General features: G+C 58.2%; 18 protein-coding genes and 1 pseudogene. 16 read left to right on the top strand and 3 right to left on the bottom strand.

What is annotated here, in order from left to right:
- The first annotated feature begins 37 nt into the window (after positions 1-37).
- From AC1D2N_RS04035 to AC1D2N_RS04065, 7 genes and pseudogenes are all read left to right on the top strand, one after another.
- Positions 38-679, top strand: a pseudogene (locus tag AC1D2N_RS04035) (HD domain-containing protein).
- Between the two features lie 214 nt (positions 680-893).
- A complete protein-coding gene (locus AC1D2N_RS04040; RefSeq protein WP_130653763.1) occupies positions 894-2525 on the top strand; it encodes an NAD-dependent malic enzyme in 1632 nt (543 codons plus the stop codon).
- A 13-nt stretch (positions 2526-2538) separates the two neighbouring features.
- Complete coding sequence (locus AC1D2N_RS04045; RefSeq protein WP_130653764.1) at positions 2539-3888, top strand: NAD(P)/FAD-dependent oxidoreductase; 1350 nt, start codon at positions 2539-2541, stop codon at positions 3886-3888.
- The gene (gene poxB / locus AC1D2N_RS04050) at positions 3878-5608 is read left to right on the top strand and encodes a ubiquinone-dependent pyruvate dehydrogenase (protein ID WP_130653765.1); all 1731 of its coding nucleotides are present in this window, start codon (positions 3878-3880) and stop codon (positions 5606-5608) included. The genes AC1D2N_RS04045 and poxB overlap by 11 nt, the downstream gene beginning before the upstream one ends.
- Positions 5609-5618: 10 nt before the next feature.
- Positions 5619-7028, top strand: coding sequence for a cytochrome ubiquinol oxidase subunit I (locus tag AC1D2N_RS04055; protein ID WP_130653766.1), 1410 nt, complete (start codon positions 5619-5621; stop codon positions 7026-7028).
- Entirely contained in the window at positions 7025-8011 is a 987-nt protein-coding gene (gene cydB / locus AC1D2N_RS04060; protein WP_130653767.1) for a cytochrome d ubiquinol oxidase subunit II, read from the top strand. The genes AC1D2N_RS04055 and cydB overlap by 4 nt, the downstream gene beginning before the upstream one ends.
- Positions 8011-8958 carry an AEC family transporter gene (locus AC1D2N_RS04065; protein ID WP_130653768.1) on the top strand — a complete coding sequence of 316 codons (948 nt, stop codon included), beginning with the start codon at positions 8011-8013 and terminating at the stop codon, positions 8956-8958. Before cydB ends, AC1D2N_RS04065 begins: the two co-directional genes overlap by 1 nt.
- 322 nt (positions 8959-9280) lie before the next feature.
- On the opposite strand, the gene AC1D2N_RS04070 is transcribed toward AC1D2N_RS04065, so the two are convergent.
- Positions 9281-9502 carry a hypothetical protein gene (locus AC1D2N_RS04070; RefSeq protein ID WP_130653769.1) on the bottom strand — a complete coding sequence of 74 codons (222 nt, stop codon included), beginning with the start codon at positions 9500-9502 and terminating at the stop codon, positions 9281-9283.
- 453 nt (positions 9503-9955) lie between these two features.
- On the opposite strand from AC1D2N_RS04070, the gene AC1D2N_RS04075 reads away from it, so the two are divergent.
- Together AC1D2N_RS04075 and AC1D2N_RS04080 are read left to right on the top strand one after the other, a co-directional pair.
- A complete protein-coding gene (locus tag AC1D2N_RS04075) occupies positions 9956-11005 on the top strand; it encodes an alpha/beta hydrolase (protein WP_130653770.1) in 1050 nt (349 codons plus the stop codon).
- 43 nt (positions 11006-11048) lie between these two features.
- Positions 11049-11468, top strand: a complete 420-nt coding sequence (locus AC1D2N_RS04080; RefSeq protein WP_051447684.1) for a hypothetical protein — start codon at positions 11049-11051, stop codon at positions 11466-11468.
- Positions 11469-11511: 43 nt separating this feature from the next.
- Here AC1D2N_RS04080 and AC1D2N_RS04085 read toward each other — a convergent pair whose 3' ends face one another.
- On the bottom strand, positions 11512-12219 hold the full coding sequence (locus AC1D2N_RS04085) for a type 1 glutamine amidotransferase domain-containing protein (protein WP_130653771.1): 708 nt from the start codon (positions 12217-12219) through the stop codon (positions 11512-11514).
- A gap of 380 nt (positions 12220-12599) precedes the next feature.
- Between AC1D2N_RS04085 and AC1D2N_RS04090 the strand changes: the two genes are divergently transcribed.
- From AC1D2N_RS04090 to tehA, 7 genes are all read left to right on the top strand, one after another.
- On the top strand, positions 12600-13241 hold the full coding sequence (locus AC1D2N_RS04090; RefSeq protein WP_165403124.1) for a response regulator transcription factor: 642 nt from the start codon (positions 12600-12602) through the stop codon (positions 13239-13241).
- Between the two features lie 226 nt (positions 13242-13467).
- Positions 13468-14193: an SDR family NAD(P)-dependent oxidoreductase gene (locus AC1D2N_RS04095; protein WP_130653772.1), complete on the top strand. Its 726-nt coding sequence runs from the start codon at positions 13468-13470 to the stop codon at positions 14191-14193.
- Entirely contained in the window at positions 14187-14666 is a 480-nt protein-coding gene (locus AC1D2N_RS04100; RefSeq protein WP_130653773.1) for a RidA family protein, read from the top strand. Before AC1D2N_RS04095 ends, AC1D2N_RS04100 begins: the two co-directional genes overlap by 7 nt.
- Before the next feature lie 24 nt (positions 14667-14690).
- Positions 14691-15680: an enoyl-CoA hydratase/isomerase family protein gene (locus tag AC1D2N_RS04105; RefSeq protein ID WP_130653774.1), complete on the top strand. Its 990-nt coding sequence runs from the start codon at positions 14691-14693 to the stop codon at positions 15678-15680.
- A 142-nt stretch (positions 15681-15822) separates the two neighbouring features.
- On the top strand, positions 15823-16194 hold the full coding sequence (locus AC1D2N_RS04110) for a response regulator (protein ID WP_130653775.1): 372 nt from the start codon (positions 15823-15825) through the stop codon (positions 16192-16194).
- A gap of 204 nt (positions 16195-16398) precedes the next feature.
- Positions 16399-17682, top strand: coding sequence for an epoxide hydrolase family protein (locus tag AC1D2N_RS04115; RefSeq protein WP_130653776.1), 1284 nt, complete (start codon positions 16399-16401; stop codon positions 17680-17682).
- 58 nt (positions 17683-17740) lie between these two features.
- Positions 17741-18718 carry a dicarboxylate transporter/tellurite-resistance protein TehA gene (gene tehA, locus AC1D2N_RS04120; protein ID WP_245484521.1) on the top strand — a complete coding sequence of 326 codons (978 nt, stop codon included), beginning with the start codon at positions 17741-17743 and terminating at the stop codon, positions 18716-18718.
- A 95-nt stretch (positions 18719-18813) separates the two neighbouring features.
- On the opposite strand, the gene AC1D2N_RS04125 is transcribed toward tehA, so the two are convergent.
- Complete coding sequence (locus AC1D2N_RS04125) at positions 18814-20571, bottom strand: MOSC and FAD-binding oxidoreductase domain-containing protein (RefSeq protein ID WP_130653778.1); 1758 nt, start codon at positions 20569-20571, stop codon at positions 18814-18816.
- Positions 20572-20669 lie beyond the last annotated feature (98 nt).

The raw sequence follows: 20669 nt of genomic DNA on the forward strand, positions 1-20669 counted from the left end.
GCCGGATGGTCCGGCGTTCACTGTTGGCGAAACGCAGGTGTCCACAAATCTCAGCACGATCGCGGGGGTGAGAATTCCATCGACGGCTCAGGCAGCAACCGAGCTCGTTCGTGACGCTGAAACGGAGCTCCTTTACCACCACTCACGACGAGTTTTCCTCTTTGACGCGCTTACTAGCGACCGCCGGGGTGTGAATTATGACGCCGAGCTGCTGTACATCGGCGCGATGTTTCACGACATCGGCTCATGGATATCTCAAGTGCCGAGGAACGTTTCGAAGTCGATGGAGCGAATGCCGCCCGAAACTTTCTTCAATCTTACGGACTCGCCGAGCGGGACGTCGATGACGTATGGGATTCGATTGGCCCTCCACACGACGCCGGGTATTCCCAAGCACAAGCGGGCCACCGTGGCCTTGGTAACGGCAGGCGTCGAGATGGACGTTCTCGGCATCGGCTTCGAGGAGTTCACGTCCAAGCAGCGGAACGATGTATGTGCCTGTCACCCAAGAGGCTTGAGATTCAAACAAGGCATCCTGTCCTCGTTCTGCATGGGCACCATCCGAAAGCCCAATACGACATTTGGAAACATCAAGGCGGACGTTCTTTCGAAAACGGACCCGACCTACAAGCGAACAGATTTCACGGAGGCCGTTCTGTCTTCGAAATGGACGACGTGACGATCGATACCATCGTACGTGTTGCCGGAGACGGTTCCCAAGCCTAGTCTTTCGGAATGTTAAGGAAGCGTCGAGCGCGTGGCCATGCACCCTGGTGCAGGATCACAGAAAGCGAGGCGCCAGCTGCAGGCGTGTCTCGAGCCCGTAGCGAGATACCATTTCGGCACTCGGCCGACGGACACCCCGAACAAACAATCAACCAAGGAGCTCGACCATGGCTTTACAAGCTATGTCTAACGGCTATGCGCTTCTGCGCGACCCGCACGCGAACAAGGGAACTGCGTTCGACAGCAATGAGCGCCACATTTATGGCCTTGATGGGCTTCTTCCGCCGACGCCCACGTCCATCGAAAGCCAGGTAGCGCGAATTAATGCGCAGCTCGGCGCCTTGACCGACGACCTGCAGAAGTACCTTTTGCTGTCGGATCTCCAGGCGAGAAACGAGACCCTTTACTATGCCGTTCTGATGTCGGATCCCGCGGGGTTCATACCGCTCGTTTATACTCCCACGGTCGGCGAGGCCTGTCAGAAATTCGACCATATCTTCCATTCAGCTCGCGGACTTTACATCCCGATCTCCGCCAAAGGGAACATTAGAGAACTCCTCTCGAACTGGCCACAGCGAGACGTCCGCTTCATCGTGGTCACTGACGGCGAACGAATTCTCGGGCTTGGAGATCTTGGCGTCGGCGGGATGGGAATCCCAATCGGAAAACTATCTCTCTATACGGCATGCGCGGGCGTCCCCCCGGAGGTGTGCCTTCCGATCACGCTCGACGTCGGAACGAACAATCCTGCTCTACTCGATGATCCACTCTATCTCGGACTTCGGCATGACCGAATCCGCGGCGATGACTATCACGCGTTCATTGACGAGTTCGTCGCTGCGGTCACCGGACTCTTTCCGAAATGCTGCATCCAATGGGAAGACTTCGCCAACTTCAACGCGATCCCGATACTGTCCAGGTACAAGACAAAGATCTGCACCTATAATGACGACATCCAGGGAACCGCCTCGGTAGCCTTGGCTGGCATTTATGCAGCGCTCAAGATCAGCGGAGGGAAGCTCACCGATCAGCGCTTTCTTTTCCTTGGAGCAGGATCTGCTGCAACGGGCATCGCGGACCTAATCGCTCAGGGCATGGTGATGCAGGGTCTGCCTGTTGAGGAAGCTCGTCGCCGCAGCTCGCTTTTCGACGTCGACGGCCTCCTCGTGGCGTCGCGTGCGGTGAAGGACTTCCAGAAGCCGTTCGTTGTCGATCACGAACCCATCACGGACTTCGTCGAAGCGATCAAGCTCCTGAAACCCACCGCGATCATCGGGGTCAGCACCGTCCCAAAGCTTTTTACCAAAACCGTCATCGAGACGATGACGGCGCTAAACGACCGGCCGATCATTTTCCCCTATTCGAATCCCACGTCGCGGTCCGAATGCACTGCCGAGGAGGCATACACGTGGTCGCAGGGAAAAGCCGTGTTCGCGAGTGGGAGCCCCTTCCCGCCCTTAACCGTGAAGGGGCGCCGCTTCGTTCCTGGCCAAGGAAACAACGTGTACATATTTCCGGCCATGGGAATGGCCGTCTATGCGACCGAGGCTAGACTTGTAACTGACGAGATGTTCATCGTTTCAGCGAAGGCCGTTGCTGAGCAGGTAGATCAGGAAAGCCTCGACCTCGGCCTGATCTATCCCCCGCAGAGCAACATCCTCAAGGCCTCGCTGTACGTCGCCCGCAAGATTGCGGAGCATATCTTCGACAACGGTCTGGCGAATGTCGAACGCCCGGCCGATGTCGCCCAACTGATCAAGAGCAAGACGTACAAGCCCGTTTATCGGCATCTGAACTAAGGGAGGGTTGGTCGTGGTAAACCGTCCTCCCGCCTCGCCCCGGCCCCGCGTCGCAGTCGTCGGCGCGGGCTTCGCCGGCCTTGCCGTCGCTCAAGGTCTCAGGTCTGCTCCGGTGGATATCACGTTGCTGGACAGGAGAAACTTCCATCTCTTCCAGCCACTGCTCTACCAGGTCGCGACGGCGTCGCTTTCGCCAGGTCAAATCTCGTGGCCAGTGAGAAGCGTCTTCTCTGCTCAAAAGAATGCACGCGTTCTGATGATGGAGGTCAACGCCGTTGACACTCGATCAAGAACGGTCACGGACGGCAGCTCAGTCGTTCCCTACGACTACCTCGTGCTCGCGACGGGTGCGAGGCACGCGTACTTCGGAAACGAAAGATGGGAGCCCTTCGCCCCCGGATTAAAGACAATCGAAGATGCCAGGGCTTTGCGCGAAAATCTGTTACGCGCCTACGAAACTGCGGAAAAGACCCGCGACGGAGCAGAAAGGCGTCGATGCCTGACGACGGTGATAGTCGGTGGCGGTGCTACAGGCGTCGAAATGGCGGGTGCGGTAGCGGAGCTAGCCAACCGGACCTTGAAGGGGGAATTCCGGACGATAGACCCGCAATCCATGAGGATTGTGGTTGTGGAGGCCGGGCCACGACTTCTTCGCACGTTCCCAGTCGAACTGTCGGAAAAATGTCTATCATCGCTCGACAAGATGAACGTCGAGGTACGACTCAAGTCGCGGGTTACGGACTGCGACGCGAAGGGCGTTTCGGTTGATGGATTAAGGATCGACGCGGCGACCGTAATCTGGGCGGCTGGCGTTCAGGCGTCCCCCGCTGCAAACTGGTTGAACGCGAGGGCTGACAAGTCCAACCGCGTCTTCGTGTCGGCGGCGCTTAACCTTGATGACCACCCCGAGATCTTCGTTATCGGCGACACGTGCGCTGCAATGTCGGATGGGAAGCCGGTTCCAGGAATCGCTCCCGCCGCCAAGCAGATGGGCGCTTACGTGGCCAAGGTGATCGGAGCGCATGCCGCGCAAAAGCCTCCGCCACCGCCCTTTAGATATCGTCATCAAGGCGATCTCGCTGTTGTCGGACGCAGCGCGGCAGTGGTCCGCATCGGGAAAATCTCGCTCACCGGATTCACGGGCTGGATCTTCTGGTCGCTCGTGCACGTGATGTTCCTCATCGGTTTCCGCAGCAAGACTTCGGTCGCACTCGACTGGATCTGGGCGTTCGTAACGCGTCAGCGAAGCGCCCGGCTCATATCCGATGGCGACGCATCACCTCTCGCCACTTCGGCATCTTCAGATGTCCAACTCTCGCCTAAGCGGGATAGCACCAGTCAAGGAGGCGGTCATGCCGCATAAAGCAGCTGATATCATTACCGAAGTCCTGCACGCGGCTGGCGTACGCCGCATCTACGGCGTCGTCGGAGACAGTCTTAACGGCCTGACGGAATCCATGCGGAACCGAGGCGACATCGACTGGGTGCATGTCAGGCACGAAGAAACGGCGGCCTTCGCCGCCGGCGCTGAGGCGCACCTTACAGGTGAACTCGCGGTCTGCGCCGGAAGCTGCGGACCGGGAAATCTACACCTTATAAATGGCCTCTTCGACGCACATCGTTCGCGAGTTCCGGTTCTGGCAATTGCCGCACAGATCCCATCTACGGAGATCGGCCGCGGCTATTTTCAGGAGACGCATCCAGACAACCTCTTCAAGGAATGCAGTCACTACTGCGAGCTGGTTTCGAACGTTCAGCAGCTTCCGGGTGTTCTGGAAACCGCGGTCAGGACAGCGATCGGCAAGAAAGGCGTGGCGGTGGTGGTCATACCGGGGGACATTGCCCTGGCCAACTACGACGCCCCGATCTCACAGCCTGAAGGACTTAAGGTCCAAGCACCTACGGTACTCCCGGCAGAACGCGATCTCGATCGTCTCGCCGCCCTGCTGAACAAGAGCGATCGGACGACAATCCTATGTGGGCGGGGATGCCATGGGGCGCACGACGAAGTCATCGCCCTCGCGGCGCGCCTGAAGGCGCCGATTGTGCATGCTCTTGGCGGTAAGGAACATATCGAACACGACAACCCGTACAATGTGGGCATGACAGGTTTCATCGGGTTTTCGTCCGGGTACACGGCGATGCTCGCCTGCGACACCTTGCTGATGCTCGGCACGGACTTTCCTTACCGGCAATTCTATCCCACCGACGCCAAGATCGCTCAGGTCGACATCAGACCGGAGAACCTTGGGCGCCGCGCGCCTCTCGATCTCGGACTTGTGGGCGACGTGAGGGCCAGCGTCGAGGCATTGCTGCCCAGGATTGACGAGAAGTCGGACACGTCTCATCTCTCTGACAGTCTGAAAAACTATGCGAAAGCTCGCGAGGGGCTCGACGACCTCGCGTCGGGCAAACCGGGTAGGAAGCCGATCCATCCCCAGTACCTGGCCAAGCTCGTAAGCGATCTCGCGGCCGACGATGCGGTATTCACGTTCGACGTGGGAACCCCCACGGTATGGGCCGCGCGGTATCTTGCGATGAACGGTCGACGACGCATGATCGGTTCGCTCGTTCACGGCTCGATGGCCAACGCTCTTCCGCAGGCGATCGGTGCTCAAGCCGCCTTCCCCAGACGACAGGTTATCAGCCTCTCAGGGGACGGGGGCTTCTCGATGATGATGGGGGACGTCCTGACGCTTGTGCAGCAGAATCTTCCGGTGAAGATCATCGTGTTCAACAATTCGGTTTTGGGATTCGTTGCCCTCGAAATGAAGGCAGCGGGCTTTCTCGAAACCGGCGTCGATCTCTCTAACCCGAACTTCGCCGCGGTAGCCATGGCTGCGGGGATCCACGGTGTCCGTGTCGAGGATCCAGGCGATTTGGAAAACGCGCTGCGCGAGGTACTCGCGCATGACGGACCTTCCCTACTTGACGTGGTCACGAACACCGAAGAGCTCTCAATGCCTCCGAAGATCGAGGCGACGCAGGTGAAGGGATTCGGGGTTTGGGCTTTGAAAGCTGTGATGAATGGTAGAGGCGACCAACTCGTCGATTTGACCCTATCGAACTTCCTACGACGCTGAGGAGGCCAATATGGAAATCACTGCGCTGTTCCTCTCGCGTCTGCAGTTCGCCGCGACGATCTCGTTCCATATCATCTTTCCCGCGTTTACGATCGGCCTCGCCGCCTATCTTTGCTACCTCGAAGGCATGTCGCTTAAGACCGGCATGACAGTCTACCGCCGGCTTTTCGAGTTCTGGCTGCGCGTGTTCGCAATCGCCTTCGGGATCGGCGTCGTCACCGGAATCGTGATGGCTTTCCAGTTCGGCACCAATTGGAGCGAGCTTTCCCGACGGACTGGCTCCATTCAGGGACCCTTGCTTGGTTACGAGAGCTTCACCGCGTTCGCTCTCGAAGCGTCGTTCTTCGGCGTGCTGATGTTCGGCAGAAAGAAGGTTCGGCCGGCATTTTACTTCTTCGCCTGTCTCATGGTGGCGCTCGGGACTACGATGTCGGCCTTCTGGATCATGGTGAACAACAGTTGGATGCAGTGGCCCGTAGGTTTCATCGTACGCAGCGACGGCGTCTACGAACCAACGGACTGGGCCGCGATCGTCTTTAGCCCAGTCGCGTGGGTCAGGTTCCCTCACATGCTACTCGCCGCGTATCTGACGACTGCATTCTGCGTGGCGGCAACCGGAGCATGGCACCTCCTGCGCGGAAGATTCAAATCGGAAGCGCGAGTGATGCTGCGCACGGGACTAGGACTGGCGGCGCTCTTGGTGCCGTTACAACTAGGCGTCGGACACCTGACGGGCGACTACGTTCACGACAAACAACCCGCCAAGTTTGCAGCCATCGAGGGGCGTTGGAACGACGAACAACCGGCCACCGAAGTCCTGGTCGCTTGGCCCGACGAAGAGACGGAACAAAACTACTACCAAGTCGGCATTCCGTACCTCGGCAGCGTCATCGGGTCGATGAGCTTCAGTTCGAAGGAGATCGGCCTGAAGAGTATCCCGGTCCAAAACAGGCCACCCGTGCTGATCCCTTTCTTTGCATTTCGCATCATGGTCGCTTGCGGGTTCCTAATGCTTTTTCTTTCGTGGGTTGGAACGGCCTACGCTTGGGGCGGACGCGTCGAAGGACAGAGGTGGCTCCTGTGGATGATATTCTACAGCTTCCCTGTCGGCTTTATTGCAACGTTGTCCGGTTGGTTCACGGCCGAGGTGGGAAGGCAGCCCTGGACAGTCTTCGGCCTCTTGCGGACGACCGACGCGGCGACACCATTTCTTCAAAGATTCGAGGTGGCGTTCAGCCTCGCGCTCTTTGGAGTCGTGTACTCGATCCTCTTCATCTTCGGGTCAGTCTACATCTACGTTCTCCTTAAGCGTGGACCGGTGCAAGGGCTGAAATCCGACGTCGCCATCGGCAACCCCAAACGCCCCCTGTCGGAAAGTAGCGACGTCGCTTTGACAGTCGAGCGGGAGCATGTGTCATGATGGAGTTCTGGGTAGCGGCCCTCGCCCTGACGATCTTTCTCTACGTTACTCTAGATGGCTTCGATCTTGGCGTTGGAATGCTGTTCGCCTTCGACAGAAGGCAGAATAGCCGAAATCACATGATTTCGGCTATCGCGCCGGTCTGGGATGGCAATGAGACCTGGCTCGTTCTCACCGCTACCATCCTGTTTGGTGCTTTCCCGCTGATATATTCAATCTTGCTATCGGCCTTCTATCTGCCCCTCATTCTGATGCTGGTCGCGCTCATCTTCCGGGGCGTCGCGTTCGAGTTCCGATCGCGAGCGGGTGCGCTTGCGAGCATCTGGGATTTCGCATTCGCGGCCGGCTCATTTCTTGCGGCGTTCATTCAGGGAGCCACGATCGGAGCCCTTGTCGAAGGGTTGAAGGTAGTCGGCGGGAGGTATGCCGGCGATGCATTCGCATGGCTCTCGCCCTTCGCAGTCCTCTGTGGGCTCGGGCTCTGCATTGGCTACATGCTCCTTGGCGCGAGCTGGCTGACCTACAAGACGCAAGACGACGTCCAAGCTCTCGCGTTTCGGACGCTGCCATGGCTGCTCGCCGCGGTACTCCTTTTTATTGCCGCCGCTTTCGTGGGAGCATTAGCCATTGACCTGGAATTGCTCCGCCGTTGGACAGAACGGCCGGTTATCTTCATCTTCCCGGTCATCGGAGCCATCGCATGTTTGGCGCTGAGCGTAGCAGTTCGCTGGCGAGTGCCATTGCTGCCCTTCCTTGCGTCCGTTGCAATATTCGGCGCGGCATTTGGAACGCTCGCCGTGTCGTTTTACCCATACGTCATCCCACCTGCGGTGACCTTGGACGAGGCGGTCGCACCACAATCCACATTGGCCTTCATGTTCTGGGGAGCGGGGATCTTCGTTCTGCCGATCACGATCGTCTACACCCTGCTCGTCTACTTCATTTTCAAAGGCAAGGTGAACCCGGAACAGGAGCATTACTGATGCAGAACATTCTTGTGACCACGACCCATTCGCTCGCACCCATCTGCTTCTGCATCGCCTTAGGCTGGATGGCAGGGAAGCTTCAGATGATGCCAGTCGAATATGGCCGCGCCTTGGCGAGGTTTGTCGTGCTGTTCGCACTCCCGATCGCGCTTTTCCTCGCGGCGGCCAAGGCCAATCCGGCGGACATCTTCAACGCAAGGATCCTTTTATCCCTTCTCACAGGGTTCGGTGTGACGTTCCTCATCGGCTGGGCGGCCGGGCATTTACTTTTCAAGCATGGAGAGGCAGACAGCGCCGTACAGGCTTTGGCCTGCTCCTTCCCAAACATCGCCTATTGTGGCCCGCCGGTTCTGGTTGCATCCGTTGGCTCGTCGGCGCTTCTCATGGTGGTCTCCGGAAATCTGATCGTCACGTTGATCGTCGTCCCGATCGCACTCGTCGTCCTGGCGCGTAGCGCGACCGACGAACAGCATCGGATCGGGATGGGCAGCGCGCTATGGAGCGCGGTGAAGCAGCCCCTGGTTTTTCTTCCTATTGCAGGCGCTTGTGTCGCGGCGTCGGGTTTCGAGTTGCCCGAACTTGCCGTGACCGCTGCAAGCGAGATCGGCGTAGCGGCTGGAGGGGCAGCGCTTTTCGCGCTTGGTTTGACGCTGTCGGGGATCAGCTTGCAGCTCAACAAGGAAGTGACGTTCAACGTCTTGGTCAAAAACGTCTTGCAGCCCATAGTGATCTTCGGCGCCGCATATCTCGTGGGATTGCGGGGGGCGCTACTGGCCCAAACGTTTCTTCTCGGCGTGCTTCCCACTGCAACAGAGGTTTCTGCCATCGCGGTCTCACGGAACATCTATCAAGACCGCGCCGCGGGCAGCACACTGGCTAGCGTGCTGGCGAGCATATTCACCATAGCGGCGGGCGTCTCGGTCGCGGTGCTGCTCGAAGAGTAGACCCAGCGGCGTTCAGGTCGACAGCTAGGGCTGAACCGATCGGACGTCACGCGTTTACGGTCGGCTGATGCGCCGAAAGTGAGAGTCGAAGATGCGAATGCACCTCTGATATGCGCGGAAAGCCTGCATCCGAGATCGGTGATGCTTTCGCACCTCGAACCTGCCCCTCCGCACATGGCCGGCGTAGAAGACTTCCGGCATCGACGTTCGTTCCGCTTCGACAGGACATGAAGCTGTTCGCCGTGGCTGGCCCTCGGCACGCTGGTTGATATCGGCGAGACGTCGGCCGAAGCCCCACCCCCGCCGTGCCTTCCTGTGGATCTCAATTCAATGATTGGACGTCCAGCAAGGCACGCAAACGCGCACAGTCAGTCTCTCCGCCCTGAAAAAGGCCGATGAGCCGGCGAGCAGCCTGGAGTGTTTGTTGGTCGTCAACAGTGAAGCCATGAGTCTCGCGAAAGTCTCGCAAAACGACCCGCAACATGGCAATTTCCGCGCCATCCAGTGGCTTTTTGGCAGCTCGACTATCAAATGTTCTGAACATATCGCCCCTTCCCCGGAGATGCTCTTTGTCACAAGATGCGCGGCCTGTAGCGACAGCGCCATAGGCCGAGTTCCTCTCCACGCTTGGCACCCAGACCCGCGTCTCAGCGGCTGGACTCCGCACAAATGCCAGTGATGCGGCCATTGCGGTCATTGCGACTACGATGGCGAAAAGTGGAAGCTCGCAACCCTCGCGTGGTCTCTTGTCCCAATCCACCATCGCCTGCTCCTATCGAAAGCGCAGCCCCTTCGGGTCGTCCAAGCGAAGTATGTCCAACGGGTCGCCGAAGCGCATCTGTGCGAAGGTATCGGGGACACCAAGGTATTGGCGACACCATCGTCCAGTAGCTCCCTCCAGCGTTGTCCGGCAGACTGAAATCGTGAAATCCTGCCGATCGGGACATTCCATGACCGGGCGGCTGCGGAACGCTAATCACCACGGAAGGAGCGCGCGATGAATACATGCCGAAGCACGGGCATCACCCGCCGGCAATTTGGAGGCGCTGTGGTCGCGTCACTGGCGACCCCGGCCGTGGTGGCGCAGTCGAACGCATCTCCGCTTTCTAAGGCGAGATCGCAGCCAGTTGAGACGTGGCCTCCAGCCCAGCTTGAGGCGACAGAGCGGATTGCTACCAAAGAGCTGAACGTTGCATATGCTACGGCCGGCCCACCGAACGGCCCCGTAGTGATCCTTCTCCATGGATGGCCCTATGACATAAACAGCTATGTAGATGTTGTGCCGGCCCTAGCAAAATCGGGGTTCCGGGTGGTTGTTCCTTATCTCAGAGGGTTCGGCGACACGCGTTTTCTATCTGCGAAGAGCGAGCGAAATGGTCAGCAATCGGCGTTTGCGGTAGATGTAATCGACCTTATGGATGCACTGACGTTTGATCGCGCGATTATTGCGGGCTTCGATTGGGGGGCAAGGACCGCAAATATTGTAGCGGCCCTCTGGCCGGAGAGATGCCGAGCATTGGTGTCGGTCAGTGGCTACCTCATCGGAAGCCAGGAGGCGGGGCGCCATCCGTTACCGCCAAGTGATGAGTGGCAGTGGTGGTATCAGTACTATTTCGCAACTGAACGCGGACGCGAGGGCTATCGACAGTATCAGCTCGAATTCAACCGCGTCATCTGGAAATTGGCTTCGCCGCGCTGGGATTTTACGGACGAGACATATCATGAGGCCGCTCGGGCATTCGCCAATCCAGACCATGTCGACATCGTTATAAGCAACTATCGTTGGCGGCTGGGATTGTCCGCCGGTGAAAAGCGCTTCGCGGATCTGGAGGCGAAGCTTCAATCAGGCCCGAACATCGACGTCGCGGCCATCACTCTTGAAGGCGATGCGAACGGCGCGCCGCATCCGGATCCTGCGAAATATGCTGCGAAATTCAAAGCAAAGTACGACCACCGCACCGTATCGGGCGGTGTCGGCCATAATCTTCCGCAGGAAGCGCCGCGCGCATTCGTCGATGCCGTCGTCGACGTGCATAGCTGGGCGTAAGGCCAGGCCCTTACTTGCATGGATTTGAAAAGGAGGAACCAAAATGGCCTACAAGGTGCTGCTGATCGGAATAGATCCACGGGAAGTCGATCTGAGCGACCCTTTCTTTCCAGCCGATCTTACCCACGAAAAAATTTCCGAGAGCATCAACCAAAGCTTGGCGGAAATGAAACGCAGAGGCTGGGAACCCGCATTTTGCGGGCTTCATCTCGTGAGTGCTGAGGCTGACGCAAAAGCCGCGCTCGTCGAAAAATGGGACTGCATTGTAATCGGCGCAGGTATGCGGGTGCCGCCTAAGAACCTCGAGCTATTCGAGACGGTCGTGAACACGATCGCCCGCTATGCTGCTGGAACCCCGATTGCGTTCAACACTGGTCCTCTGGACAGCGCAGACGCGGCGGCAAGACGTCTTGGTAAGACTAACGGGCCTTATCATTTTGATCCGGATTTCATACCTGCTTGATGAAAATCTGCGACCTCGGATTGGGGTCCGAGGCCGCTTAGTGTCAACCGGCCGCGGCCCGGTTAGTTGATCGATCGTTTCTAAGCAACTCCACGAGAGCTTGGGCGCCGGCGGTTGACGAAGCGGGGTTTTGCCCCGTGATCAGCCTGCCATCGGTAATCGCGAAGCTCTCCCAGTTGACCGTCTTTTCGAAGTGCCCGCCCAGCCGCTTGAGTTCATCCTCCACGAGGAACGGGACGACCTTCGTGAGACCCACCTCCTCTTCCTCGCTGTTGGCAAACCCAGTCACTCGCTTTCCCCGAACGATCGGCACGCCTTGGTATGTCACGCGATGGAGGACGGCCGGTGCATGGCAGACCGCCGCGACCGGTTTGCCTGCATCGTAAAAGGATTCGATTAGCGCGATGGATCGTTCGTTGTCGACCAGATCCCACATTGGTCCGTGGCCGCCGGGGTAGAATATTGCGTCGAAATTCTCCGAACGCATGTCCTCGAGCTTTCGGGTTTTGGAAAACACAACTTGCGCGGCGGCGTCGCCTTTGAAGCGTGTCATCGCAGCAGTCTGATTCTCGGGAAGATCACTTTTCGGATCGACCGGAGGCTGCCCACCTTTCGGCGACGCCAAGGTCAGCTCGACGCCGGCGTCGATGAATACATAGTAGGGAGCCGCACCTTCCTCCAGCCAGAAGCCCGTTTTACGGCCCGTATTTCCGAGAATGTCGTGTGAAGTGAATACCATCAGGATCTTCATGATTTGCTCTCCAAGTAGGTTGTCAGCCGAAGGGGCTACGGGAGCATTATGGTCGCCACCACACGTTTGCGCATTTGCACCATAGTATCGACTGCACACTCGTAGTCTCCTGGCGACCCGGAGCGTAAAACCGAGCGTCAAGTGTGGTTCGGTTTCTGTCGGGCGTGCACGCCTGTCGTCGTAATTCGTGATCGAACCGATACCATCGGACAATTGAAGTTCGGCATGTTTTTAATGCTATACTTGCGTGTGCGGCGTGGCCCGGTGTCCGGGTCGAATGGCCTCTGGTTTTAGCGACCCAATAGTAAGGCGGGTTTCCGACGGGCGTGGCACAGGAGGATGTCTTGCATAACATCACCCCTCCAAGAGATCGACGCGACCTGGCGCCCAGTGTGCTGGCGGCGCGGTCACGACCTGTGATAATCATCATTGACGACGATGATTCTGTGCGGGAATCGTTGGAACTCCTTGTACGCTCCGTGGGGTGGACGCCCCTTTCGTTTTCCTCTGCGCAAGACTATCTGTCTCATCTTCCACCGCAGCTCCCGAGCTGCTTGGTTCTCGACGTCAACATGCCTGGACTGGACGGCCTCGACCTACAGGAAGCTCTTACGAGTGAGGGAAGCCGGGTGCCCATAGTGTTCGTCTCAGGCTTCGGCGACATACCGATGACCGTAAGAGCTCTGAAGGCCGGAGCGTGCGACTTCCTGACCAAGCCGATAGATCCGAACGCCCTACTCGCGGTGATGAGGACGGCGGTCGCCCAGAACGAATCCATCCAACGGGAAGAAACTCACCTTGGCCAAATACGCGCGCGGCACGATTCCCTGACGCGGCGAGAAGGCGAGGTGATGGCACTCGTGGTCGCCGGATTACTCAATAAGCAGGTGGCTTACGAGCTCGGCATCAGCGAAATAACGGTGAAAGCGCATAGAGGCCAGGTCATGCGAAAGATGGAAGCTCGCTCGCTCCCCGATCTCGTGACCATGGCGGCCTTACTGAACGTTAAAAGGCAAACCTAGGCGAACTCGTTCACAGCCCGTCTCCGAGCGTGCCGACGTACTAGAGCGTCGTATTCTACCGAGCCCCCGATTGTCGATTCCTGCGTGCCGCCGATCGATACCAAGGTATTGAACACACCTTTGTACAATATCATCCCTCCCTCTTTAGCGTGATGGTGCCCTCACGCAATCGTTGCGGACTAAACGAGCTCTCAGAGCAAGTCGCGTCCGCCTTAAGGAGGAAGGCATGACCAAGAGCAAAACGATCGTGATAACCGGTGCTTCTCAGGGCATCGGAGCGGGGTTAGTCAAGACGTTTCTCGACAAAGGCTGGAACGTCGTTGGGACCTCCCGCCGAATTACGGGATCCCTGCCCTTCGAAAACGCACATCAGATCGAACTCGTGGATGGTGACGTCGCCCACCCCGAGACCGCGGAACGGGTTACGAAGCGCGCAGTAGAAAAGTTCGGCTCTATTGACGCCCTGATTAACAACGCGGGCGTATTTTTCACCAAACCGTTTTTGGATTACACGGTTGAAGACTTCCGGGTTCTGTCGGCGACCAACATCGAGGGTTTCATCAATTTCACGAAGCACGCAGTGAGACAGATGCTCAGGCAGGAAACCGGAGGCAGCATCGTTACCATCACGTCTTCGTTGACAGACCACCCTATCATCGGCGTGAACGCATCCGTCCCCATAATCACCAAGGGCGGTCTCAACTCGATCACCAAGAGCCTCGCGCTTGAATTTTCAAGCAACAACATTCGCTTCAACGCGGTTTCACCAGGGGTCGTGGACACTCCGTTGCACAAGGACAACCCGAAGGACGCACTGCGAAAACTGTCGCCGATGGGAACGATCAGTTCCGTTCAGGAGATCGTTGATGGCGTGGTTTACCTCACCGACGCGGCCAATATTACAGGGGAGGTGCTGCACGTTGACAACGGCGCACATCTTGGCAAATGGTAGCCCCTGCGCCGGAACGCCGGATCCAGGATATGGCGCTGTCGATCCCACCAGCACCCACGCCGTTCGGGTCCTATGTCGAGACGAAGGAAATCGGCTCGCTGCTTTATTTGAGCGGGATGCTTCCAGTCGTAGGCCATGTACCCCTCTACAGCGGCGTCGTGGGTCGCGACCTGTCCACGGCGGAGGGATACGACGCTGCCCGGACGGCTTGCTTGAGCGGCCTTGCGGCAGCGAGGCTGCACCTCGGCTCGCTCGATCGGGTGAGATCCATCGCGAAGCTCGGGGTCTACATCGCGGCGGCGGAAGATTTTCGCGACCACCCGAAAGTCGCAGACGGGGCTTCCGATCTGTTGAGCGCGGTCTTCGGTCGCGAAAATGCCCCTCCCCGGATAGTTCTAGGGGTTCTCAACGTTCCGCTAGGCATGCCCATCGAAGTCGAGCTCGTGTTCGAGATCGAGCCGTACCGCAATTAGGAAGCTACGCCGTTGGAGGCCGCTATGAAAGCTAGACCGCGTGAAGCAGGATCCACACTCGCCTCGGCATCGAAGTTCTTAAGTGCTATCGCTATGCTGATGATCCCTGCGTTGGCCCTGTCGGGGCCGGCGAAGCCTGCGGGTACTCCATCCGAGCAGTTGACCAAAAGTGCATCGAAGAATGTTGCGCGTCCCCAGGTCCACGTCGAAAAACGAACCTCGCGATACTGGCGCGTGACGTTCGACAACCCGCCCTTCAACATCTTTGGGCCGGACACCATTCCTCAGTTGGAAGACGTCGTCGCTCAGATCGAAACCGATCCCAATCTTCGCGTCGTGGTTTTCGATAGCGCAGTACCCGGCTACTTCCTCACGCACTACGACTTTGACCCTCCACTTTCGGCCTCGACTGACCTTCCATCGGGCTCCACAGGGCTTCATCCCCTCCCAGACATGCTGGTCAGGATCAGCAGAGCTCCGGTGGTGAGCATTGCGCTTATTAGGGGACGGGCGACGGGCGTCGGCAGTGAACTCGCCCTCGCAAGCGACATGCGATTTGCAAGCAAGGAAAAGGCAATCCTCTCGCAGTGGGAGGTCGGCGCGGGCCTCGTTCCAGGCGGAGGACCAATGGCCCGCCTACCCCGCCTAATCGGCCGTGGTCGGGCGTTAGAGGTACTCTTAGGCTCCGACGACATCAACGGCGATCTGGCAGCGCAGTATGGTTACGTGAATCGCGCTTTTCCTGACACGCAGCTAGACGGGTTTGTCGACGGTCTCGCATTGCGGATATCCGGCTTCGACCGCCAGGCGATAGCGGATACGAAGCGGCTTGTAGACTTCGCGAGCCTTCCCAGCGACCCGGAGATAGGCGCAGGATGGGACGCCTTCATCACGTCCGTGCAGCGGCCGGTCGCACAAAAGAATATCACCAGGCTAATGGAGATGGGTCTCCAGAAAAACCCGGATGTCGAAGCAAGGCTTGGCCACTACACAGAGGCACTGGGCGAAAGATAGGTCTACGCGACCGCTCTTCACACCCGATACTATCGTCCAATACACTCTGGGTTTTCGGGAGTATATGCGTGATGTTGCGCCATGAGACATTCGGCGGTGGACGCAAAAGAAGAGGGGCTGGGGCCCGTCTTTGGAGGTGAAGATGGTGGATCGGCGGGCGCTCATATCCGTCGTTGACGATGATGTGTCGGTGCGCGAGTCTCTGTCGGTCCTGCTTGGCTCTCTCGGCTTCTTTGTCGAGACATTTCCATCCGCGAGTGAATTTTTACGCTCTCCTCGGATCGATGAGATGGAATGCATCGTTGTGGACGTCGCGATGCCGGCGATGTCTGGTCCGGAACTCTTTCAATCCTTGATCTCCAGCGGACGCAATATTCCAATTGTATTTATCACGGGCGTCGAGGACGAAATCCTTCAAAACCGGCTTATTTCAATGGGAGCTATCGATTGTCTGTACAAGCCGCTGTGCGTTGACGATCTTCGTAAAGCAATCGCCTCTGCGCTCCATCGCTGACAGACCTGAGGTCTGGTCGCGACTCCACATTCAACCGTCGGATGCTCCTTCGTTGAGCTATGGCGAGCCTGACACTGTTGTGTGCCTGGGCCCCGGTTTCGAAGGCAAGGCCCGGACCGTTTCGCGACGCCCGACACCATGGTGCAATAGATCGAAACCCCTATTGGTGAGAGGCTTGCCGCTAACGAGAAGCAGGAGAGTACGGTGACTACGTTATCGCAATATACCCGCAGGGGCGTGCTCGTCGGCGTGGCTTCGGCTGCTGTGCTGACCGTCCTTTCCCGTCGCGACGTCGCTGCAGCGGAGCCTGCTTCAGAGATCCGTCCATTTAAATTCAAAGCTTCTCAGGATAAACTGGATGATCTGCTGAGGCGTGTGAGAGCCACGCGCTTGCCCGATCCGGAAATCGTCGGCGATGACTCTCAAGGGGTTCGATCGATTACGATACAGAAGCTGGCGACCTATTGGGGTCACAAGTACGACTGGCGCAAGATCGAGGAAAAACTCAACGATTTGCCGCAATACGTCACGAACATCGATGGGGTGGATATCCATTTTATTCACGTCAAGTCGAAGGTGGGCGGCGCCCTGCCCATCATCATCACCCACGGGTGGCCAGGATCTATCATCGAGCAGATGAAGATCATCCGACCGTTGACGGAACCCGCAGCGCACGGCGGGGCTGCTTCGGACGCCTTCGACGTCGTGATTCCTTCGATCCCCGGATATGGTTTCTCAGGGAAACCAAAAGAAAGGGGCTGGGACCCGATCCGCATCGCCCGTGCCTGGATCGAACTGATGAGGCGACTAGGGTATTCGCAATATGTGGCGCAGGGCGGTGACTGGGGAGACGCCGTCACTGAACAGATGGCCCTTATCGCACCACGGGAACTGCTGGGAATCCACGTTAATATGCCAGCGACCGTTCCCGACGATATTGCAGCCGCGCTGCAACCAGGAGGAAGAAAACCGGACGGACTTATGCCTGACGAGTCTCATGCCTACGATCAGCTCGCGGACTTTTATGCACACGGGCTGGGCTACGCGATCGAAATGGCGAACCGTCCTCAGACGCTGGTGGGTATCGCGGACTCACCGGTAGGCCTCGCGGCGTGGATGATCGACCACGACATTCGAAGCTATCAGTTGATAGCACGAGTCTTCGATGGCGCGGAGGAAGGCCTAACTCGCGATGACATTCTCGACAACGTGTCGCTGTACTGGCTCACGAACACGGCGGTGTCCTCGGCACGCCTATACTGGGAGAACAAGCTCGCCTTCTTCCAGCCGAAGAATGTGAAAATCCCCGTGGCGGTCAGCGTTTTCCCGGATGAGATCTACGCCGCGCCGAAGAGCTGGACTGAGAAGGCATACGTCAATCTCATCCATTTCAACAAGCTTCCGAATGGCGGTCACTTCGCAGCGTGGGAGCAGCCCGCCGTTTTTTGCAATGAACTTAGAGCGTCGTTCCGATCGCTTAGAAGCTGACTATGATCAGTTCGTTTAGGTCATCGGAGGTTCTTGGCTGTCTAAAATGGAGGCGCTCGTGAGCAAAATCTCGAATACCGGAAGCTTGGGATCCAACTATGCAGCGGCGCATTTTCCCCGAGTGCAGGCAAGTTACTTCGGCTGCGTGCTAGGTCTTTCCGGGCTCGCGACGAATTGGCGCCTTGCTGCGGAATTGTGGAGCCTCCCGGCGATCATCGGCGAAGTGATTTACCTCTGTGCCGGCGCGATTTGGATAGTGTTCACCCTCCTGTTTCTAACAAAATGGGCGATTGCGCGAGACGAAGCTCTCGCCGAGTACCACAATCCGGTGCAGAGTTGCTTCGTCGGGCTTCTTGGCGTGTCGTCGATGCTTATCGCACTTGGTGTCCAGCCGTATTCCTTGCTTGCAGGAGCGACACTTTTCGCATTCGGAGCGATATTTACCCTCCTATTCGCAATTTGGTTGACGGGATCCCTGTGGGAAGGAAACCGCGATCCCGTCTCCACGACCGCCGCCCTGTATCTCCCAGCCGGCGCGGGATCCTTCGTAACCGCCATCGCCGCAGGCGCTTTCGGCCACTCAGACTGGAGCCAATTGGCGTTCGGAGCCGGCTTCTTCTCTTGGTTGGCGATAGAATCGGTTGTCCTGCACAGACTTCTGACAAACAAGGAGTTGCCAGAGTTACTGCGCCCCATGCTGGGCATCCAACTGGCGCCGCCTGCGGTCGGATGCCTTGCGTATCTCAGTGGCACCGTGGGGCATCCGGACCCGCTTTCGCACGCTCTCTTCGGATATGGCCTTCTTCAATTGCTGATACTCGTTCGTCTCATCCCCTGGATCAGGCGAAAGAGTCTCGATCTATCTTACTGGGGAATTACGTTCGGGCTTACTGCCCTTACCAGCGCCTCCATGAAGATGGCAGCGCGAACTGATGGTCCAGTGCTGGGATTTATGGCGCCGGTCCTCCTGTTCGTTTCAAGTGCCGTCGTGCTGGCCATCGCTATCGGAAGCATTCGATGGCTCGTGAAGCGATAAACTATGCTCCGAGTGCAAACGGCGCGGTCGAAGCGAGGCGCTCAGATCTCGGTTCTTGCAGCTCGCTAAACGGCGCACGTCTAATCCGCCGGCCGTTAAAGATCGAGGATCAGGTCAGCTTTGGGCTTGGAACAGCATATTAGGACGTTCCCGTTCGCAGCCTTGTCCAATGGCTGCGGCTCGTAGGCAACCGCACCCGAAATTAGTGCAGTCTCGCAGGTGTGGCAGACGCCGCTTCGGCAAGACCAGCGCACAGGCACATCGCAGGCTTCTGCCAAATGCAACAGGCTATCGTAGTTCGAACTCCAAGCGACGCTGAGGCCGCTTCTGGCGAACGAGATCAATGGTCCAGTCCCAGGTTCTCCCGCCGGCTGATGCGGACGACGGCCCTCGACCGCCGCGATGCCGGGCGTGATCGAAGCAGCCGGCCCGAATGCTTCGGAATGGATACGGCCCGCATCCACCCCAGCCGAGCGGAGAAATTCGATCAGATTGCTCATGAAACCAGCGGGGCCGCATATGCAGTAATCGGCGTCGATGGGCAAGGACAAGGATTCGACCAGATCCGAATTTAGCCGAGATCTGCGGTCGTAATCACGTCCGATGACGTCCGCCGCCGTCGGCGAGCTGTAGCAGATCACGCTGTGGGCGCGTGGAATCGACGACAGAAGCCGACGGGCAGCTTCACCAAATGGATGTTGTAGACCGTTCCGCGCGCCGTGAAGCCACCAAACCTCCCGGCGGGTGCCTTGAGCCGCCATCGCCTCGAGCATTGCAAACACTGGCGTCACGCCAATCCCGGCGCTCATCAACACTATGGGACCGTCACCTTGCGGAAGAACGAACGCGCCGCGCGGCGCGCTCAAGCCGACGACGTCTCCGACGACCAGGGTGTTGTGGATGTAGACGCTGGCGCTTCCACCGACTTCACGCTTCACGCTGATGGAAAAGTGCCTACCGTCAGGTCGAGCTGATAGGGAGTAGCTTCTCAGCCACGGGATCGAAGCGGTTGGCTTCAACTCGATTACGACGAACTGCCCAGGAAGGGCGTCTCCTATCGGGAGCCCGTCGCTCGGTTCGAACTCCAGCGTGACGACGTCGCTGCTCGCGTGCGTCTTCCGGCTAACTCGAAATTGGCGGAATCCCTCCCACGCAGGATCAAGCTGCGGCTGCGTCGCCAGACCTGCGTTACCGACGGCGTGCCAGCTGAGGCTGGCCGCCCTCAGCTTTTCGAAGGACTGCCGCCAGCCGAAACTCAATGCGGGACTGCCGATCGCGATTTCGAGACGGTCGAGGGGATGGTCCGGCTTATAAAGCAAGGCATCGACCTCTGAAATCGTCAACCCTTCGGGACCAACGGCGACTTGCTCGACATCGTCGCCCGCTTCAACCAACCCCTCCTCCAGGACTCGCATATAGAACCCCGGCCGTCCGTGGGAGACCAGCAGCGCCGCCATCTCTGGGACATCCATGCGGATTCCGAGACGATAGCAGGTCACGCGAGGTTGCGAGACTTCGAACAGCGCCTTCCCGATCCGATATCGGTCTCCCACGCGCGTTTCCGCGTCCGATAACCCCTCGACCGTGAAGTTTTCGCCAAACTGCCCGAAGACGAAGTCACTCCGACCGAGGATACGTTTCCAATATTCATAGGATTCCATCTGGTACACGTAGACAGCACGGTTCTCGCCGCCGTGTCCCGCAAGGTCGCCCTGGCCGTCACCATCGATGTTCAGGCGCCTTGCCATCCTGGGCCCGACAACGGGTGCCTTCCAAATGCCAGTTAGGACCTCCCTGCCGTGCCAGGATATCGTTTGAGGCAAACCTACGTTGACAGACAATAGTCGGGGCATCGGCCACCTCAGAAGTTTTTGCTCCATCGAGGGCGGAGCGTTCAGCGCGCCTATCGAACCATCTCACGTCGCGTCGAGCTATCATACGATAGTATCGT

It is taken from the genome of Rhizobium sp. P1_B8, from assembly GCF_056406515.1.

Coding starts and splice junctions, on each gene's coding strand:
- poxB (WP_130653765.1), top strand. CDS start 3,878: ATGCCGCATAAAGCAGCTGATATCATTACCGAAGTCCTGCACGCGGCT.
- cydB (WP_130653767.1), top strand. CDS start 7,025: ATGATGGAGTTCTGGGTAGCGGCCCTCGCCCTGACGATCTTTCTCTAC.
- AC1D2N_RS04080 (WP_051447684.1), top strand. CDS start 11,049: ATGGCCTACAAGGTGCTGCTGATCGGAATAGATCCACGGGAAGTCGAT.
- AC1D2N_RS04075 (WP_130653770.1), top strand. CDS start 9,956: ATGAATACATGCCGAAGCACGGGCATCACCCGCCGGCAATTTGGAGGC.
- AC1D2N_RS04085 (WP_130653771.1), bottom strand. CDS start 12,219: ATGAAGATCCTGATGGTATTCACTTCACACGACATTCTCGGAAATACG.
- AC1D2N_RS04110 (WP_130653775.1), top strand. CDS start 15,823: ATGGTGGATCGGCGGGCGCTCATATCCGTCGTTGACGATGATGTGTCG.
- AC1D2N_RS04065 (WP_130653768.1), top strand. CDS start 8,011: ATGCAGAACATTCTTGTGACCACGACCCATTCGCTCGCACCCATCTGC.
- AC1D2N_RS04105 (WP_130653774.1), top strand. CDS start 14,691: ATGAAAGCTAGACCGCGTGAAGCAGGATCCACACTCGCCTCGGCATCG.
- AC1D2N_RS04040 (WP_130653763.1), top strand. CDS start 894: ATGGCTTTACAAGCTATGTCTAACGGCTATGCGCTTCTGCGCGACCCG.
- AC1D2N_RS04095 (WP_130653772.1), top strand. CDS start 13,468: ATGACCAAGAGCAAAACGATCGTGATAACCGGTGCTTCTCAGGGCATC.
- AC1D2N_RS04100 (WP_130653773.1), top strand. CDS start 14,187: ATGGTAGCCCCTGCGCCGGAACGCCGGATCCAGGATATGGCGCTGTCG.
- AC1D2N_RS04070 (WP_130653769.1), bottom strand. CDS start 9,502: ATGTTCAGAACATTTGATAGTCGAGCTGCCAAAAAGCCACTGGATGGC.
- AC1D2N_RS04125 (WP_130653778.1), bottom strand. CDS start 20,571: ATGCCCCGACTATTGTCTGTCAACGTAGGTTTGCCTCAAACGATATCC.
- AC1D2N_RS04055 (WP_130653766.1), top strand. CDS start 5,619: ATGGAAATCACTGCGCTGTTCCTCTCGCGTCTGCAGTTCGCCGCGACG.